The organism is Pseudomonas sp. NPDC089758 (genome assembly GCF_044748705.1).
In the GTDB taxonomy this organism is placed as follows: Bacteria; Pseudomonadota; Gammaproteobacteria; order Pseudomonadales; family Pseudomonadaceae; genus Aquipseudomonas; species Aquipseudomonas putida_X.
Genome location: NZ_JBIVGN010000009.1, coordinates 102051 through 120205, shown reverse-complemented (window position 1 = coordinate 120205; position 18155 = coordinate 102051). Strand labels below are relative to the sequence as shown.

Annotated in this window: 15 protein-coding genes and 4 tRNA genes; 17 read left to right on the top strand and 2 right to left on the bottom strand. The window is 60.7% G+C overall.

The window, feature by feature from the left end; translation table 11 throughout:
* The first annotated feature begins 62 nt into the window (after positions 1–62).
* Genes ACIPZH_RS14450 through ACIPZH_RS14425 form a run of 6 tightly spaced genes read left to right on the top strand, consistent with a single transcriptional unit; the run spans position 63 to position 5981 of the window.
* Entirely contained in the window at positions 63–1157 is a 1095-nt protein-coding gene (locus ACIPZH_RS14450) for an ABC transporter ATP-binding protein (protein ID WP_400636634.1), read from the top strand.
* A complete protein-coding gene (locus tag ACIPZH_RS14445) occupies positions 1157–2254 on the top strand; it encodes an ABC transporter ATP-binding protein (protein ID WP_400636632.1) in 1098 nt (365 codons plus the stop codon). The genes ACIPZH_RS14450 and ACIPZH_RS14445 overlap by 1 nt, the downstream gene beginning before the upstream one ends.
* Entirely contained in the window at positions 2251–3114 is an 864-nt protein-coding gene (locus tag ACIPZH_RS14440; RefSeq protein ID WP_349974545.1) for a sugar ABC transporter permease, read from the top strand. The genes ACIPZH_RS14445 and ACIPZH_RS14440 overlap by 4 nt, the downstream gene beginning before the upstream one ends.
* A gap of 3 nt (positions 3115–3117) precedes the next feature.
* Entirely contained in the window at positions 3118–3918 is an 801-nt protein-coding gene (locus ACIPZH_RS14435; RefSeq protein WP_241803220.1) for a carbohydrate ABC transporter permease, read from the top strand.
* 12 nt (positions 3919–3930) lie between these two features.
* Positions 3931–4203: a DUF2160 domain-containing protein gene (locus ACIPZH_RS14430; RefSeq protein ID WP_241803221.1), complete on the top strand. Its 273-nt coding sequence runs from the start codon at positions 3931–3933 to the stop codon at positions 4201–4203.
* Positions 4204–4241: 38 nt separating this feature from the next.
* Positions 4242–5981, top strand: a complete 1740-nt coding sequence (locus ACIPZH_RS14425; protein ID WP_241803222.1) for an ABC transporter substrate-binding protein — start codon at positions 4242–4244, stop codon at positions 5979–5981.
* A gap of 98 nt (positions 5982–6079) precedes the next feature.
* Here ACIPZH_RS14425 and folD read toward each other — a convergent pair whose 3' ends face one another.
* Positions 6080–6934: a bifunctional methylenetetrahydrofolate dehydrogenase/methenyltetrahydrofolate cyclohydrolase FolD gene (gene folD, locus ACIPZH_RS14420; RefSeq protein ID WP_241803223.1), complete on the bottom strand. Its 855-nt coding sequence runs from the start codon at positions 6932–6934 to the stop codon at positions 6080–6082.
* A gap of 259 nt (positions 6935–7193) precedes the next feature.
* On the opposite strand from folD, the gene ACIPZH_RS14415 reads away from it, so the two are divergent.
* From ACIPZH_RS14415 to ACIPZH_RS14365, 11 genes are all read left to right on the top strand, one after another.
* A tRNA-Arg gene (locus ACIPZH_RS14415) sits at positions 7194–7270 on the top strand.
* Between the two features lie 42 nt (positions 7271–7312).
* Positions 7313–7388 (top strand) — tRNA-His (locus ACIPZH_RS14410).
* A gap of 54 nt (positions 7389–7442) precedes the next feature.
* Positions 7443–7527: transfer RNA gene (locus tag ACIPZH_RS14405), tRNA-Leu, on the top strand.
* A gap of 50 nt (positions 7528–7577) precedes the next feature.
* Positions 7578–7653 (top strand) — tRNA-His (locus ACIPZH_RS14400).
* A gap of 350 nt (positions 7654–8003) precedes the next feature.
* Positions 8004–8303: a DUF6388 family protein gene (locus ACIPZH_RS14395; RefSeq protein ID WP_241803225.1), complete on the top strand. Its 300-nt coding sequence runs from the start codon at positions 8004–8006 to the stop codon at positions 8301–8303.
* Positions 8304–8549: 246 nt separating this feature from the next.
* Positions 8550–9863 (top strand): trigger factor, encoded by a 1314-nt coding sequence (tig, locus tag ACIPZH_RS14390; RefSeq protein ID WP_267822495.1) that lies wholly within the window; start codon positions 8550–8552, stop codon positions 9861–9863.
* Between the two features lie 91 nt (positions 9864–9954).
* Complete coding sequence (clpP, locus tag ACIPZH_RS14385) at positions 9955–10596, top strand: ATP-dependent Clp endopeptidase proteolytic subunit ClpP (RefSeq protein WP_009683825.1); 642 nt, start codon at positions 9955–9957, stop codon at positions 10594–10596.
* Positions 10597–10704: 108 nt separating this feature from the next.
* The gene (gene clpX / locus ACIPZH_RS14380; protein WP_241803227.1) at positions 10705–11988 is read left to right on the top strand and encodes an ATP-dependent Clp protease ATP-binding subunit ClpX; all 1284 of its coding nucleotides are present in this window, start codon (positions 10705–10707) and stop codon (positions 11986–11988) included.
* Positions 11989–12144: 156 nt separating this feature from the next.
* On the top strand, positions 12145–14541 hold the full coding sequence (gene lon, locus ACIPZH_RS14375) for an endopeptidase La (RefSeq protein WP_267822499.1): 2397 nt from the start codon (positions 12145–12147) through the stop codon (positions 14539–14541).
* Between the two features lie 152 nt (positions 14542–14693).
* Positions 14694–14966, top strand: coding sequence for an HU family DNA-binding protein (locus ACIPZH_RS14370; protein ID WP_012313647.1), 273 nt, complete (start codon positions 14694–14696; stop codon positions 14964–14966).
* 183 nt (positions 14967–15149) lie between these two features.
* Positions 15150–17021: a SurA N-terminal domain-containing protein gene (locus tag ACIPZH_RS14365; RefSeq protein ID WP_400627168.1), complete on the top strand. Its 1872-nt coding sequence runs from the start codon at positions 15150–15152 to the stop codon at positions 17019–17021.
* 79 nt (positions 17022–17100) lie between these two features.
* Here ACIPZH_RS14365 and ACIPZH_RS14360 read toward each other — a convergent pair whose 3' ends face one another.
* Positions 17101–18141 (bottom strand): patatin-like phospholipase family protein, encoded by a 1041-nt coding sequence (locus ACIPZH_RS14360; protein ID WP_400636630.1) that lies wholly within the window; start codon positions 18139–18141, stop codon positions 17101–17103.
* Positions 18142–18155: the final 14 nt, after the last annotated feature.

Sequence of the window (18155 nt, the reverse complement as noted above, 5' to 3'; positions counted from 1 at the left end):
GCGATGGAACTGGCACGGAACTGGCTATCTGTGCCGGACAACCACAATAACAAGGTCCTGCCATGTCCCTGGTGCTGGAACAGGTCAGCCGCAGCGTCGATAACCAGCCCTGGATCATCGACGCGTCGGTGCATTTCGAGCCTGGCTCGTTCAACGTGCTGCTCGGCCGGACCTTGGCCGGCAAGACCAGCCTGATGCGCCTGATGGCCGGGCTGGACCGCCCCGACCGTGGCCGCGTGCTGATGGCCGGTGAAGATGTCACGGGTGTGCCGGTGCGCCAGCGCAACGTGTCGATGGTGTATCAACAGTTCATCAATTACCCGACCTTGAGTGTCTACGAAAACATCGCCTCGCCCCTGCGTCAGGCGCGCATGGCCGAGCCCCAGATCCGTAGGCGGGTGCAGGAAACAGCCGAGATGCTACGCATCGAGACCTACCTGCAACGCTTGCCGCTGGAGCTTTCTGGTGGCCAGCAGCAACGCACGGCGATGGCCAGGGCGCTGGTCAAGGATGCCGGGCTGATTCTGTTCGATGAGCCGCTGGTCAACCTCGACTACAAGCTGCGCGAAGGGCTGCGACAAGAGCTGCGCGAGCTGTTCGCCGCGCGCAACTGCATTGCCGTGTATGCCACCACCGAGCCTAACGAAGCGCTGGCGCTGGGGGGCACCACTACCTTGGTGCACGAGGGGCGGATCGTGCAGAGCGGGCCCACGACCGAGGTCTACCAGCGGCCCGGCAGCGTGCTGGCCGCCGAGCTGTTCAGCGAACCGCCGATCAACCTGGTGCCGGGGCGTATCAGCGGCAACGAGGTGAGCCTGGCCCAGGCCGTGCACTTCGCCCGCAATGTCGACCTGCGCAGCCTGGGCGACGGCGACTACCGCTTTGGGGTGCGCCCCAGCCACATCACCCTGGTGCCGGCCCATGACGATGACCTGGAACTGGCGGTGCGGGTGGAACTGGCCGAGATCAGCGGTTCCGAGACATTCCTGCACGTGCGTAACGAGCATTGGCGGATGGTCCTGCATCTACCGGGGGTGCACGAGTATCAGGTGGATACGCCGATCCGGATCTTCATACCCACCCACAAGCTGTTCGTCTTCGACAGCGCCGGAGCACTGGTACAGGCACCGGGCCTGCGCCAGGCAAGGAGCGCCTGATGGCCGAAATCCGCCTGCACCAACTGGCGCACAGCTACAGCCGACAACCCGCCGGCGAGGGCGATTACGCGCTGCATCAACTGGAGCACGTGTGGGAGCAGGGCGGTGCCTATGCGTTGCTCGGGCCTTCCGGGTGTGGCAAGTCGACGTTGCTGAACATCATCTCGGGGCTGCTCACGCCTTCCCATGGCCAGGTGCTGTTCGACGGCAAGTCGGTCAATGACCTTTCACCGCAGCAGCGCAACATTGCCCAGGTGTTTCAGTTCCCGGTGGTGTACGACACCATGACGGTGTTCGACAACCTGGCGTTCCCGCTGCGCAACCAGGGCCTGGACGAGGGCAGGGTGCGCACGCGGGTCGAAGAGATCGCCGAAGTGCTCGACCTGGGCGCGCTGCTGAAGAAAAAGGCGCGCAACCTCAGCGCCGACGAGAAGCAGAAAGTCTCCATGGGCCGTGGCCTGGTGCGCGATGACGTCTCGGCGATTCTTTTCGACGAGCCGTTGACGGTGATCGACCCCCACCTGAAATGGAAGTTGCGGCGCAAGCTCAAGCAGATCCATGAGCAGTTCAACATCACCATGATCTACGTGACCCACGATCAACTGGAGGCTTCGACCTTCGCCGACAAGATCGCGGTGATGCATGGCGGGCGCATTGTCCAGTTCGGTACCCCGCGTGAGCTGTTCGAGCGGCCACGGCATACCTTTGTCGGCTACTTCATCGGCAGCCCGGGGATGAACCTGATCGACGTGCGCGCCGACGCGGGCGGGGTCGCGTTCGGCGATGTGCACCTGGCACTGCCCGACGGGCTGCGCGAACGCCTTGCTGCGACGAACGCCGGACGCCTGCAAGTGGGTATACGCCCGGAGTTCGTGCAAATGTGGGACGCCCCATTCGATGGGGCCCTGCCTGCCAGCGTGCTGGATGTCGAGGACCTGGGCACCTATCGCATCGTCACTCTCGTGCTCGGCGGCGTGTCGCTCAAGGCGCGCCTGGCAGAAGATCGCCCGGTGCCGGCGGCGCACGCCTGGGTCGGCCTGCCGATGCAGTGGCTGCTGCTGTACGTCGACGATGTGCTGCTGGAGGCCGTGCCATGAACAAGGTGCCGAACAATAAGGCCTGGTGGCTGGTGCTGCCGGTGTTCCTGCTGGTGGCTTTCAGTGCGGTGATGCCGATGATGACGGTCGTCAACTATTCGGTGCAGGACATTTTCGACCAGTCAAGCCGCTACTTCGTCGGCGCCGACTGGTACCGCCAGGTGTTGCGCGACCCGGCATTGCACGATGCCTTGCTGCGCCAGTTCATCTATTCCGCCTGTGTGCTGCTGATCGAAATCCCGCTGGGCATCGCCATTGCCCTGACCATGCCGACCAAGGGGCGCCTGGCGTCGGTGTGCCTGATCGTCATGGCCATCCCGCTGCTGATCCCGTGGAACGTGGTCGGCACCATCTGGCAGATCTTTGGCCGCGCCGATATCGGCCTGCTCGGGGCCACGCTGGCTAAGCTTGGCGTCAGCTACAACTATGCCGGCGACCCGTTCGACGCTTGGCTCACCGTGCTGGTAATGGATGTCTGGCACTGGACATCGCTGGTGGCATTGCTGTGCTACTCGGGGCTGCGGGCCATACCCGACGTGTATTACCAGGCCGCGCGCATCGACCGGGCTTCGGGCTGGGCCGTGTTCCGGCACATCCAGTTGCCCAAGCTCAAGAACGTGCTGCTGATCGCGGTGATGCTGCGCTTCATGGACAGTTTCATGATCTACACCGAGCCGTTCGTGCTGACCGGTGGCGGGCCGGGTAACGCCACGACCTTCCTGAGTCAGACCCTGACACGCATGGCGGTCGGGCAATTCGACCTGGGCCCGGCGGCGGCGTTTTCGCTGGTGTATTTCCTGATCATCCTGCTGGTGTCATGGCTGTTCTATACCGCCATGACCCACGCCGACAAGGACTAGGCCATGAGCACACGCAAGACGCTGGCCCTGCTGCTGTACTTCTTCTTCCTGCTGGTGCCGATCTACTGGCTGCTGAACATGTCGTTCAAGAGCAACACCGAGATTCTCGGTGGCCTCACCTTATGGCCGCAGGCGTTCACCCTCGACAACTACCGGGTGATCTTCACCGATGCCAGCTGGTACAGCGGCTACATCAATTCGCTGTACTACGTGTGCCTCAACACACTGATTTCGCTGCTGGTGGCGTTGCCGGCGGCTTATGCGTTCTCACGCTACCGTTTTCTCGGTGACCGCCACCTGTTCTTCTGGTTGCTGACCAACCGCATGGCGCCGCCTGCGGTGTTTCTGCTGCCGTTCTTTCAGCTTTATTCGTCCATCGGTCTGTTCGACACCCACATTGCCGTGGCCCTGGCCCACTGCCTGTTCAACGTGCCGCTGGCGGTGTGGATTCTCGAGGGGTTCATGTCGGGCGTGCCGAAGGAGATCGATGAAACCGCCTACATCGATGGCTACAGCTTCCCGCGTTTCTTCTTGAAGATCTTCATCCCGCTGATCGGTTCCGGCATCGGCGTGACGGCGTTTTTCTGCTTCATGTTTTCCTGGGTCGAACTGTTGCTGGCGCGCACCCTGACGTCGGTGAACGCCAAGCCGATCGCCGCCGTGATGACCCGCACGGTGTCTGCTTCGGGCATCGACTGGGGCGTGCTGGCGGCGGCAGGGGTGCTGACCATCCTGCCGGGCATGCTGGTGATCTGGTTCGTTCGCAACCATGTGGCCAAGGGCTTTGCCCTGGGCCGGGTGTGAGGAGGGCGACGCATGGAGTGGATGGCCTGGACCTTGCCCACCGCGCTGTTCTTCGCCGCTGTGGGCGTTCTGCTGGTGTGCATGACCCTGTTCGAGCTGCGCCGCCCTTGTGTGGAACGACGTGGCTTCCTGCCGATCGTCACCAGCCGTGGCGACCGGTTGTTCATCGGCCTGTTGGTCAGCGCCTACCTGCACTTGTTGGTAGTCGGGGTCAGCGACTGGCCTTTGTGGGTGGCCTCGCTGCTGTCGCTGGGCTGGCTCGTGGTGGTGCTGCGCTGGGGCTGAGCGACGGCTCCGGGGAATAACTCAATCGGGAGATGACAATGTTCCATGACAAACATAACCGGCGACATTTGACCCTGGCCGCGTTGCTGGTATTGGCCGGTGTACCTAGTGCGGCGTGGGCCGATCAGTATGAGGATGCGGCATCGAAGTGGATCGCCAGCGAGTTCAAACCGTCGACCCTGACGCCGGAGCAGCAGTTGGCGGAGCTCAAGTGGTTCATCAAGGCCGCCGAGCCGTTTCGGGGGATGAAGATCAATGTCGTATCGGAAACCATCACCACCCATGAGTACGAGTCCAAGGTGCTGGCCAAGGCCTTCAGCGAGATCACCGGGATCCAGCTGACCCACGACCTGCTGCAGGAAGGCGACGTGGTGGAGAAGCTGCAGACGCAGATGCAGTCGGACAAGAACATCTACGACGGCTGGGTCAACGACTCTGACCTGATTGGTACGCATTTTCGCTACGGCAAGGTGGAGTCGATCACTGACATGATGGCCAACGAAGGCAAGGCCTACACCTCGCCGACCCTGGACCTCAAGGACTTCATCGGCATTTCGTTCACCACCGCGCCGGATGGCAAGGTTTATCAGTTGCCCGACCAGCAGTTCGCCAACCTGTACTGGTTCCGCGCTGACTGGTTCGAGCGGCCCGAGCTCAAGGCCAGGTTCAAGGAAAAGTATGGTTATGAACTGGGCGTGCCGGTGAACTGGTCGGCCTATGAAGACATCGCCAAGTTCTTCACCGAGGACGTCAAGGAAATCGACGGCAAGCGCGTTTATGGTCACATGGATTACGGCAAGAAGGACCCTTCACTGGGGTGGCGCTTCACCGATGCCTGGTTCTCCATGGCCGGCGGCGGCGACAAAGGCCTACCCAATGGCTTGCCCGTGGACGAGTGGGGCATCCGCGTGGAGGATTGCCACCCGGTGGGCTCCAGTGTGACCCGCGGCGGCGACACCAACGGGCCGGCGGCGGTCTATGCCACGCAGAAGTATGTCGACTGGATGCGCGCCTACGCGCCCAAGGAGGCGCAAGGCATGACCTTCTCCGAGGCCGGGCCGGTGCCGGCGCAAGGCAACATCGCTCAGCAGATTTTCTGGTACACCGCCTTTACCGCCGACATGACCAAGCCGGGGCTGCCGGTGGTCAATGCCGACGGCACCCCGAAGTGGCGCATGGCGCCCTCGCCCAAGGGGCCTTACTGGGAGGAGGGAATGAAGCTGGGCTATCAGGACACCGGTTCCTGGACCTTCTTCAAATCCACCCCCGAGAAGCAGCGCCTGGCCGCTTGGCTGTACGCCCAGTTCGTCACCTCCAAGACGGTGTCGTTGAAAAAGACCATCGTTGGCCTGACGCCTATCCGCGAATCGGATATCAACTCCCAGGCCATGACCGACCTTGCGCCCAAGCTTGGCGGGCTGGTGGAGTTCTATCGCAGCCCGGCGCGGGTGCAGTGGACCCCGACCGGTACCAATGTGCCGGACTATCCTCGCCTGGCTCAACTGTGGTGGAGCCATATCGCCGAAGTGGCCAGTGGCGAGAAAACGCCGCAAGAGGCGCTGGATGGCTTGGCCCGGGATCAGGATCGCATGATGGAGCGGTTGCAGCGGTCCAATGCCCAGGCCACCTGCGCGCCTAAGCTGAACCCGGAAAAAGACGCACAGTACTGGTTCGACCAGCCAGGGGCGCCAAAACCGAAACTGGCCAACGAGAAGCCCAAGGGCGAGACGGTCAGCTATGACGAGCTGCTGAAATCGTGGGAGGCGGCGCGCAAGTGACCGGCTAGAGGCCGAAGCCGATACACCGCCGGCAACGTGAGAAATCCAAGGCAAAAAAAACGGCACCTGCCAGAGGTGCCGTTTTCATGCAGGCCAACTTACTTATGCAGCTCTTCTGCCGCATACAGCGTGTTTTCCAGCAGGCAGGCCCGGGTCATCGGGCCGACGCCGCCCGGCACCGGCGTGATCCAGCCGGCGCGGGGCAGGGCGGTCTCGTAGACCACATCGCCGACCAGCTTGCCGTCTTCCTGGCGGTTGATGCCCACGTCGATGACGATGGCGCCTTCCTTCACCCACTCACCCTTGACCAGCCCAGGCTTGCCTGCAGCCACGACCACCAGGTCGGCGCGGCCGACATGACCGGCCAGGTCCTTGGTGAAGCGGTGGCAGACGGTCACGGTGCAGCCGGCCAGCAGCAACTCCATGGCCATCGGGCGGCCCACGATGTTGGAAGCGCCGACGATTACGGCGTCCATGCCGTACAGGTCCTGACCTGTGCTTTCGAGCAGGGTCATGATGCCTTTGGGGGTGCACGGGCGCAGCAACGGAATACGCTGGGCCAGGCGGCCGATGTTGTACGGGTGGAAGCCATCGACGTCTTTGTCCGGGCGGATACGCTCGAGCAACAGCGATGCATCCAGGTGCGCCGGCAGCGGCAATTGCAGCAGAATGCCGTCCACTGCCGGGTCGTCGTTGAGGCGGTCGATCAGCTCGGTCAGGGCTTGCTGCGTGGTTTCGCTGGGCAGGTCGAAGGCCTGCGAAATGAAGCCGACCTCTTCGCAGTCCTTGCGCTTGTGCGAGACATAGACTTGGGAGGCGGGGTCGGTACCGACCAGGATCACCGCCAGGCCCGGCGTGCGCAGGCCTTGCTGGCGACGCTCCACGACACGTTGAGCGATCTGCTTGCGCAGGTTGGCGGCGATCGCCTTGCCATCGATTAGGTGTGCAGTCATAGACGCGTGATTAACCATCGAGAAAGGAACAATAAAGAGGGCGCATTCTCGCACGACACGGCCCGAGGGCAAAGGCGGGTGGTCGGGCAAATCCCCTAACCCCTTAAATAATTTAAATTTTTTATAGAAAGGTGTTGACGCTTATACGGGTCGCCTATAAGATTCGCCGCACTTGTCGGGCACAGCCTAGCACTGGTTGGCGAAGTCGGGCAGAATGAGTGGTTTTCATATTGCTCATTCGGTTAGGCTTTACGCTTATGCGCCCGTAGCTCAGCTGGATAGAGCATCCGCCTTCTAAGCGGATGGTCGCAGGTTCGAGTCCTGCCGGGTGCGCCATTAGGCAGCTTGGGCAAGCAAGTAAGGCAGTAAAGCGATATGGTGGGCGTAGCTCAGTTGGTAGAGCGCCGGATTGTGATTCCGGTTGTCGTGGGTTCGATTCCCATCGTCCACCCCATATTCTTCAGAGGCGCCTTGATTGTAGATCTGGCGCCTTTGTTTTAAGCGTTATGCGGACGTGGTGAAATTGGTAGACACACTGGATTTAGGTTCCAGCGGCGCAAGCTGTAAGAGTTCGAGTCTCTTCGTCCGCACCATGTTTTTGTAAGCACGTTTTTGTAAAGTTGTACCGTTGCACCGCACTATGGTGGGCGTAGCTCAGTTGGTAGAGCGCCGGATTGTGATTCCGGTTGTCGTGGGTTCGATTCCCATCGTCCACCCCATATTTTCGAAGGCGCCTTGATCGTATGATCAGGCGCCTTTGTTGTTTCTGCGTTATGCGCAAGAGCGCGTACCAATTCGGCCATCGCCGGCAAACCGGCTCCTGCAGGTATCGCATAGCCCTCAAGAGCTGCGCGGTCCCGGTGGGCGCTGGCTTGCCGGCGATGGGTCGCAAAGCGGCCCCTCATTGCCTGGCTGGCTGGTGAATGCCTGAGGTGTAGTGCCTTTGCGTGCTACAACTTCGTGACTTGCTCTGCCAGCCCTTGCAATCCTCTGGTGACACCCCAATAAAAACTGATAGATTTCAGTCGGTTGAAACTCCGGCTGGATTAGGCCGGCAAAGGATCTATCCATGATTGCAAAAGAAGCCCGTCAGGCGCTGGCGCTTCAGCGTTTCGCCGAGGCCAATCCGCAACTGCTCGAGGAAATCCGAGCGCTGGATGCGCGTGAGCAGGCCCAGCAGATCGAATGGGCGTTCGAGGATGCCGCCGACGAGCAGGGCATCCAGCCTTGGGAGCTGGCGCTGCAGTTGATCGCCGAAAGCCCTGAACAGTTGCAGGCCATGCGCCTGGAAACCCATCGCGAAGTGGCCGAAGCGCTGGGTATGGCCTGGGAAGAGTACTGCCAGTTCAATGAACTCGACCCTGAATGAACGCGTTTTTTTGGGTTGTAGTTGTTTGACAAGGTATTACGGTTGCGTGCCGCCGCTGGCGTTGCGCAGCCTGCTTATATATAGAGGCCCGGCGATACGCCGTGCGGGCCTTGCAAGCTAATCGACCGGCGTGGTTTCCCGTCGTCCCGAGTGGGGTGACTTCTGGTGCGTGACTCACTAGAATGCTTGCCCTTGATTCTGGAGTCGGGCTAACGCCGGCTAACGTCTGTGCAACGAGGAATATCCATGCAAGTTTCTGTTGAAAACACTTCCGCTCTCGAGCGCCGCATGACCATCGCCGTTCCGGCCGAGCGCGTCGAGAACGAAGTCAACAAGCGTCTGCAGCAGACTGCCAAGCGCGCCAAGGTCGCGGGCTTCCGCCCAGGCAAAGTGCCGATGAGCGTGATCCGCCAGCGTTTCGAAGCCGATGCCCGTCAAGAGGCCTTCGGTGACCTGGTCCAGGCTTCCTTCTACGAAGCCATCGTCGAGCAGAAGCTGAACCCGGCTGGCGCGCCTGCCGTAGAGCCGAAGTCGTTCGAAAAGGGCAAGGACCTGGAGTTCGTCGCCATCTTCGAAGTGTTCCCAGAGTTCGCCGTTGCCGGCCTGGAGTCGATCAGCGTCGAGCGTCTGAACGCCGAAGTGGCTGACGCCGACCTGGACAACATGCTGGAAGTGCTGCGCAAGCAGAACGTACGCTTCGAGGCCGTCGAGCGCGCTGCCGAGAAGGACGACCAGGTCAACATCGACTTCGTCGGCAAGATCGACGGTGAAGCCTTCGCCGGTGGTTCGGCCAAGGGCACCCAGCTGGTACTGGGCTCCGGCCGCATGATCCCAGGCTTCGAAGACGGCCTGGTTGGCGCCAAGGCCGGCGAAGAGCGCGTTGTCAACGTGACCTTCCCTGAGGATTACCAGAACCTGGACCTGGCAGGCAAAGCTGCCGAGTTCACCATCACCGTCAACAGCGTTTCGGCACCTCAGCTGCCAGAACTGAACGAAGAGTTCTTCGCCCAGTTCGGTATCAAGGAATCGACCCTGGAAGGCTTCCGCGCCGAAGTTCGCAAGAACATGGAGCGTGAACTGCGCCAGGCGATCAAGACCAAGGTGAAGAACCAGGTCATGGACGGTCTGCTGGCCGCCAACCCGATCGAAGTGCCGAAAGCGCTGCTGGAAAACGAAGTCAACCGCCTGCGCGTCCAGGCTGTTCAGCAGTTCGGTGGCAACATCAAGCCTGAGCAACTGCCGGCCGAGCTGTTCGAAGAGCAAGCCAAGCGCCGTGTGGTGCTGGGCCTGATCGTCGCTGAAGTGGTCAAGCAGTTCGAACTGAAGCCGGACGAAGGCAAGGTTCGCGAGATGATCGAAGAAATGGCTTCGGCTTACCAGGAGCCTGAGCAGGTCATCGCTTGGTACTACAAAAACGACCAGCAGATGAACGAGGTGCGCTCGGTTGTGCTGGAAGAGCAAGTTGTAGATACTGTTCTGCAGAAAGCGACTGTGACCGACAAATCGGTCTCGTACGAAGAAGCCGTAAAACCAGCTCAGGCGCCTGCCGAAGCTGAGTAAGGCGGCCCTCTCGTAGGAAACCCCCACAAGCCAGCCTTCGCGCTGGCTTGTGCGTATTCAAGCCATGACTATTTGGGAGTGAGCGCAGGACATGTCCCGCAATTCTTATATTCAGCAGAGCTCTGACATCCAAGCCGCAGGCGGCCTGGTCCCGATGGTTATCGAGCAGTCCGCCCGTGGCGAACGTGCCTATGACATCTACTCGCGCCTGTTGAAGGAGCGAGTGATCTTCCTGGTCGGCCCGGTAGAAGACTACATGGCCAACCTGGTAGTGGCACAGATGCTGTTCCTTGAGGCGGAAAACCCGGACAAGGATATCCATCTTTACATCAACTCCCCAGGCGGCTCGGTAACGGCTGGCATGTCGATCTACGACACCATGCAGTTCATCAAGCCGGACGTCTCGACCATCTGCATCGGCCAGGCCTGCAGCATGGGGGCCTTCCTATTGGCCGCCGGTGCCAAGGGCAAGCGTCACTGCCTGCCTAACTCGCGAGTGATGATTCACCAGCCGCTCGGCGGCTTCCAGGGCCAGGCGACCGATATCGAGATCCACGCCCAGGAAATCCTCAACATCAAGGCGCGTCTGAACGAGCTGCTGGCCTATCACACTGGCCAGGACCTGGAGACCATCAAGCGCGACACCGAGCGTGACAATTTCATGAGCGCCTCGCGCGCGGCCGAGTACGGCCTGATCGACTCGGTATACGACAAGCGGCAACTGGCCTCCTGAACCCAGGTGCCAGAGCAGGTAGGTGCCCCAAGCGCCTACCTGCGGACTTGAAAAAGCCCGCAATTGCCTTCATCTTGTGTTGCAAGCCTACCGGATTGGATCGATCGAATGACTGACACCCGTAACGGCGAGGACAGCGGCAAATTGCTTTATTGCTCCTTCTGCGGCAAAAGCCAGCACGAAGTGCGCAAACTGATTGCCGGGCCCTCGGTATTTATCTGCGACGAGTGCGTCGACCTGTGCAACGACATCATCCGAGAGGAGGTGCAGGAAGCCCAGGCCGAAAGCAGCGCGCACAAATTGCCTTCGCCGAAAGAAATCAGCGGCATCCTGGACCAGTATGTGATTGGTCAGGAACGTGCCAAGAAGGTGCTTTCGGTAGCGGTGTACAACCACTACAAGCGCCTGAACCAACGTGACAAGAAAGGTGACGAGGTTGAACTCGGCAAGAGCAACATCCTGCTGATCGGGCCTACTGGCTCGGGCAAGACCCTGCTCGCCGAAACCCTGGCTCGCCTGTTGAACGTACCGTTCACCATTGCCGACGCCACCACCCTGACCGAAGCCGGTTATGTGGGTGAGGACGTCGAGAACATCATCCAGAAGCTGCTGCAAAAGTGCGACTACGACGTGGAAAAGGCCCAGATGGGCATTGTCTACATCGACGAGATCGACAAGATTTCGCGCAAGTCGGACAACCCGTCGATCACCCGTGACGTTTCGGGTGAGGGCGTGCAGCAGGCACTGCTCAAGCTGATCGAGGGCACCGTTGCCTCCGTTCCGCCGCAAGGGGGGCGCAAGCACCCGCAACAGGAATTCCTGCAGGTAGATACCCGCAACATCCTGTTCATCTGCGGTGGCGCCTTCTCGGGCCTGGAAAAGGTCATCCAGAACCGCTCCACCAAAGGTGGCATCGGTTTTGGCGCTGAAGTACGCAGCAAGGAAGAGGGCAAGAAGGTTGGCGAGTCGCTGCGGGAAGTCGAGCCGGATGATCTGGTCAAGTTTGGCCTGATCCCCGAGTTCGTCGGCCGTCTGCCGGTTCTGGCAACCCTCGACGAGCTGGACGAGGCTGCACTGATGCAGATCCTCACTGAGCCGAAGAACGCCCTGACCAAGCAGTACGCCAGGCTGTTCGAGATGGAGAGCGTTGACCTCGAGTTCCGCAGTGATGCACTCAAGGCCGTCGCACGCAAAGCCCTGGAGCGCAAGACTGGCGCCCGCGGCCTGCGTTCGATCCTCGAAGGCGTGCTGCTCGACACCATGTATGAAATTCCTTCGCAGAAGGAAGTCAGCAAGGTGGTGATCGACGAGAGCGTCATCGAAGGCACGTCGCAGCCGCTGCTGATTTACGAGAACAGCGAGCCGCCAGCCAAGGTCGCGCCCGACGCCTGAATCGGTGCCGTGGCAGCAAGCAAGAAAGGGGCCCATGCGGGCCCCTTTCTGCTTTTCCTGTGCAAGCGCTTGTAATTTCCCAGGCGTGCCCCCACATTAGGTCCAAGCATCATTTCCACCGGTTTCCGGCCATAAGGCCGCTGTAGAGGCGAAATCATGAAGACCACCCTCGACTTGCCTCTTTTGCCATTGCGCGATGTCGTTGTTTACCCGCACATGGTCATCCCACTGTTCGTGGGGCGTGAGAAGTCCATCGAGGCCCTTGAGGCTGCGATGACTGGCGAGAAGCAGATCCTTCTGCTGGCCCAGAAGAACCCCGCTGACGACGATCCGGGCGAAGACGCCCTGTATCGCGTCGGTACTGTCGCTACCGTGCTGCAACTGCTGAAGCTGCCTGATGGCACCGTCAAGGTGCTGGTCGAGGGCGAGCAGCGTGGTGCAGTCGAGCGCTTTACCGAAGTCGAAGGGCACATCCGTGCCGAAGTTTCCCTGATCGACGAAACCGACGCCGCCGAGCGCGAGTCGGAAGTCTTCGTGCGCACGCTGCTGTCGCAGTTCGAGCAGTACGTACAGTTGGGCAAGAAAGTCCCGGCTGAAGTGCTGTCGTCGCTCAACAGCATCGAGGAGCCTGGGCGCCTGGTCGATACCATGGCAGCGCACATGGCGCTGAAGATCGAGCAGAAGCAGGAAATTCTCGAAATCGTCGACCTGTCCACCCGTGTCGAGCATGTACTGGCGATGCTGGATGCCGAAATCGACCTGCTGCAGGTCGAGAAGCGTATCCGTGGCCGGGTCAAGAAGCAGATGGAGCGCAGCCAGCGCGAGTACTACCTGAATGAGCAGATGAAGGCCATTCAGAAGGAGCTCGGCGATGGCGACGAAGGCCACAACGAAGTCGAAGAGCTGAAAAAACGCATTGAAGCTGCCGGCCTGCCCAAAGACGCCCTGGCCAAGGCCCAGGCCGAGCTGAACAAGCTCAAGCAGATGTCGCCAATGTCTGCCGAAGCCACCGTGGTGCGAACCTACCTCGACTGGCTCGTACAGGTGCCGTGGAAGGCGCAGAGCAAGGTGCGCCTGGATCTGTCCAAGGCCGAGGAGATTCTCGACGCGGACCACTATGGCCTTGAAGAGGTCAAGGAACGCATCCTCGAATACCTCGCCGTGCAGAAGCGCGTGAAGAAAATTCGCGGCCCGGTACTGTGCCTGGTCGGCCCGCCAGGCGTGGGCAAGACCTCGCTGGCCGAGTCGATCGCCGCCGCCACCAACCGCAAGTTCGTGCGCATGGCCCTGGGTGGCGTGCGTGACGAGGCCGAGATCCGCGGGCACCGTCGGACATACATCGGTTCGATGCCCGGCCGCCTGATCCAGAAAATGACCAAGGTGGGGGTGCGCAACCCGCTGTTCCTGCTCGACGAGATCGACAAGATGGGCAGCGACATGCGTGGCGACCCGGCCTCGGCGCTGCTGGAAGTGCTCGACCCCGAGCAGAACCACAACTTCAACGACCACTACCTGGAGGTGGATTACGACCTCTCGGATGTGATGTTCCTCTGCACCTCGAACTCGATGAACATCCCTCCGGCGCTGCTGGACCGCATGGAAGTCATCCGCCTGCCGGGTTACACCGAGGACGAGAAGATCAACATCGCGGTCAAATACCTGACGCCCAAGCAGGTCAAGGCCAACGGTTTGAAGAAGGAAGAGCTCGAGATCGACACCTCGGCGATCCGTGACATCATCCGTTACTACACCCGCGAAGCCGGTGTACGTGGCCTGGAGCGGCAGATTGCGAAGGTCTGCCGCAAGGTCGTCAAGGAGCACACCGGCCAGAAACAGGTCAAGGTCAAGGTCACCAATGAGCAGCTCGAGCACCTGTTGGGCGTGCGCAAGTTCCGCTACGGCCTGGCCGAGCAGCAGGACCAGATAGGCCAGGTTACCGGCCTTGCCTGGACCCAGGTGGGGGGCGAATTGCTGACCATCGAGTCGGTGGTCATCCCTGGAAAAGGGCAATTGATCAAGACCGGCTCGCTGGGCGACGTCATGGTCGAGTCGATCACCGCCGCGCAAACCGTTGTCCGTAGCCGCGCCCGCAGCCTGGGGATTGCCGCCGACTTCCATGAGAAGCACGACGTGCACATCCACATGCCCGAGGGCGCTACGCCCAAGGATGGCCCGAGCGCCGGTATCGGCATGTGCACTGCGCTGGTGTCGGCGTTGACGCAGATTCCGGTGCGTGCAGATGTTGCCATGACCGGCGAAATCACCTTGCGTGGGCAGGTATTGGCCATTGGCGGGCTGAAGGAAAAACTCCTGGCGGCGCACCGTGGTGGGATCAAGACGGTGATCATTCCAGAGGAGAATGTTCGCGATCTGAAGGAGATCCCGGAAAATATCAAACAGGATCTGCAGATCAAACCGGTCAAATGGATTGACGAAGTCCTGCAAATTGCGCTGCAATACGCCCCGGAGCCCTTGCCAGATGTGGCTCCTGAGATTGTCGCGAAAGATGAAAAGCGCGACGGCGATGCTAAGGAACGTATCAGCACGCATTAGTAGTTTTTGGCTGGGGGGCTTTCCTTGACAGTATTTTCGGGGCCTTGCTATAAAGCGGCACGCTATTGTCACCAGGCCACCCAGCATTCGTTTCAGAAGCTTTTCATTACATACTTAGAAACAAACTCAATAGAGAAATAAGGGGACTTAGAGTGAACAAGTCGGAACTGATTGACGCTATCGCCGCATCTGCTGACATCCCGAAAGCTGTAGCCGGCCGCGCGCTGGATGCAGTAATTGACTCCGTGACTGGTGCCCTGAAAGCAGGCGACGACGTCGTTCTGGTTGGCTTCGGTACCTTTTCGGTCAAAGAGCGCGCTGAGCGCGATGGCCGTAACCCGCAAACTGGCAAGACCATCAAGATCGCTGCTGCCAAGGTTCCAGGCTTCAAGGCTGGCAAAGGCCTGAAAGACGCCGTCAACTAAGTCGTCTCTTTCAGCCGGACCGGGCCTTGCCAGGTTCGAGCACGCTGAAGGCGGGTCGCAAACGTTCCCGCCTGACACGTTTGCTAAGAAAAGGCGCATCCTCGGATGCGCCTTTCTTTTATCAGGATTCTACCCACGCTCCGCGGTTGTCGACGCAGTGGTACAGCCGTTTCTGGGGGACGCATGCTGCAAAATATCAGGGACAATTCACAAGGTTGGATTGCCAAGACCATCATTGGCCTCATCGTTGTGTTGATGGCGTTGACGGGCTTCGAAGCCATTTTCCAGGCCGCCAGCCATAGCCAGGACGCCGCCAAGGTGAACGGCCAGACCATCAGCCAGAACGAGCTGAGCCAAGCGGCCGACATGCAGCGCCGCCAGCTGATGCAACAGCTGGGCAAGGATTTCGACCCGGCTCTGCTGGATGAGAAATTGCTGCGCGATGCTGCGCTCAAAGGGCTGATCGAACGCAAGCTGCTGTTGCAGGGTGCCGAAGATGCGAAGTTCGCCTTCAGTGAGGCCGCGCTGGATCAAGTGATCCTGCAGACGCCGGAATTCCAGGTTGATGGCAAGTTCAACGCCGACCGTTTCGACCAGGTCATCCGCCAGATGGGCTATGGCCGTTTGCAGTTCCGCGAGATGCTTGCCGAAGAAATGCTGATCGGCCAGATCCGCACGGGTATTGCCGGCAGCAGCTTCGTTACCGACCAGCAGGTCGACGCCTTCGCTCGCCTGGAAAGCCAGACCCGCGACTTCGCTTCGTTGACCTTCAAGGCCAACCCGGCCGCGGTCAAGGTCAGCGATGACGAGGTCAAGGCTCATTATGAACAGCATGCCAAGGAGTTCATGACGCCGGATCAAGTGGTCATCGACTATGTCGAGCTGAAGAAGTCGGCATTCTTCGATCAGGTGAAGGTTACCGACGACGAGCTCAAGGCTCAGTACGAGAAGGAAATCGCCAACCTGGCCGAGCAGCGCCATGCTGCGCACATCCTGATCGAGGTCAATGACAAGGTCACCGATGCCCAGGCCAAGGCTCGCATCGAAGAGATCGAGCAACGCTTGGCCAAAGGTGAAGACTTCGCCAAGCTGGCCAAGGAGTTCTCCCAGGACCCGGGTTCGGCCAACAGCGGTGGCGATCTTGGTTTCGCCGGCCCGGGTGTGTATGACCCGGCCTTCGAGGACGCTCTGTACAAGCTCGACGATGGCCAGGTGTCAGCACCAGTACGTACCCAGTTCGGTTATCACTTGATCAAGCTGCTGGGTAAACAGGCGCCGGAAGTCCCGAGTTTCGCCAGCCTGAAGGACAAGCTCACGCGAGACCTGAAGACTCCGCTGGTCGAGCAGCGCTATGTCGATGCCAGCAAGCAGCTGCAGGATGCTGCCTACGAGGCTGCCGACCTGGCCCAGCCCGCCCAGGACCTGAACCTCAAGGTGCATACTTCGGCGCCATTCGGCCGTGAAGGCGGTGAGGGCATCACGGCCAACCGTGCCGTGGTCCAGGCCGCGTTCTCCGAGGAAGTGCTGGAGGAGGCTGCCAACAGCACCGCCATCGAGCTGGACCCTGAGACCACCGTGGTATTGCGCGTCAAGGAGCACCGCAAGCCGGAGCAGATGCCGCTCGAAGCCGTGGCCAAGAACATCAGCGAACACCTGGCCAAGGAGAAGGCGACCGCCGAGCTCAAGGTCAAGGCGGACAAACTGATCGCCGGCCTGCGTGACGGCTCGGTCGCTGCAGATGCTGCCCAGCAAGGCCAGAGCTGGAAGGCCTACGAAGCAGTCACCCGCAGCCAGGACGGTATCGACCCGGCCGAGTTGCAGGCGCTGTTCCGCCTGCCCAAGCCGCAAGCCAAGGGCGAGCCGGTATATGGCAGCGTGGTACTGGCCGATGGCAGCCTGGTCGTGTTGCAGCTCAAAGGCGTTAACGACGGTGCCGCCGCCAGCGATGAAGAGAAGCAGCAGATCCGCCGCTATCTCGCTTCGCGTGCGGGCCAGCAGGACTTTGCGGCATACCGCAAGCAGCTGGAAGGCAGTGCGGACATCACTCGCTACTGAGTGACACTCTGGTAACGAAACAGGCCGCATGATGCGGCCTGTTTCGTTTCTGGGGTACGGGGCGAGCGCCGGGGGCGCTTCAGCGCTTCTCGCCCTCGTAGTTATCCAGCGTATCCCGCGCTATCTCCCGGCCCAAGGCAATCAGTTCCGGCGCCTTGTAGAACTCGAAGAACCGGCATACCCGTTTGGGTACGTTGATCAGCACGTCCGGTGGATACCCCGCGATCTTGTATTGCGCCAACGACGTCTGCATGACCTCGAAGCTCTGGTTGATCAGGTCCAGCAGCGACGCTGGCCCGACGTTGTCGACGATGATCGACCCCGTGGCCGATTTTGGCGCACCCTCGCTTTGCGCCGCCGCCGCCGGTTGCTGGGCTTCTGGGTCGGCCGTATCGCTCAGCCAGGGGTTGGGTGGCACCAGACCCTCGCCAGTGATCTCCTGCTCGATGCGCATCAGTTCCTCGGCGGGCTTGCGTCGGAACGGCATGCGCGCGCCCAGCGAACTGATCAGCGCGTCAAAGCGCATCCTGAACGCTGCCGGCCGCTCGATGACAGGCAACTGGTACTGCTTCTGGTTGGTGGAGTTGAGGTTTACCGCGATGATCATGTCGCAGTGGCTGGACACGACCGGCACGATCGGCAGCGGATTGAGGATGCCGCCGTCGACCAGCATGCGGTTGCCTTGCATTACCGGCGTGAACAGGCTTGGAATTGCCGCCGAGGCGCGCATTGCCTGGTGCAGGCAGCCCTCCTGGAACCAGATCTCCTGCTGGTGGGTGAGGTCGGTGGCCACTGCCGTGTAGGGGATGCGCAATTGTTCGATATTGATTTCGCCGACGATCTTGCGGATCTGCCCAAACACCTTGTCGCCGCGAATGGCGCCAAGGCGGAAGCTGACATCGACCAGACGCAGTACGTCCAGGTAATCCAGGCTTTCGATCCAGTTGCGGTATTCATCGAGCTTGCCCGCCGCGTAAATCCCCCCGACCACCGCGCCCATCGAGCAACCGGCAATGCAGGCGATTTCGTAGCCGCGCCGTTCGATTTCTTCGATCACGCCGATATGGGCATAACCCCGCGCGCCCCCCGACCCCAACACCAGTGCTACACGTTTGCTCATGATCTTCCCCGGCT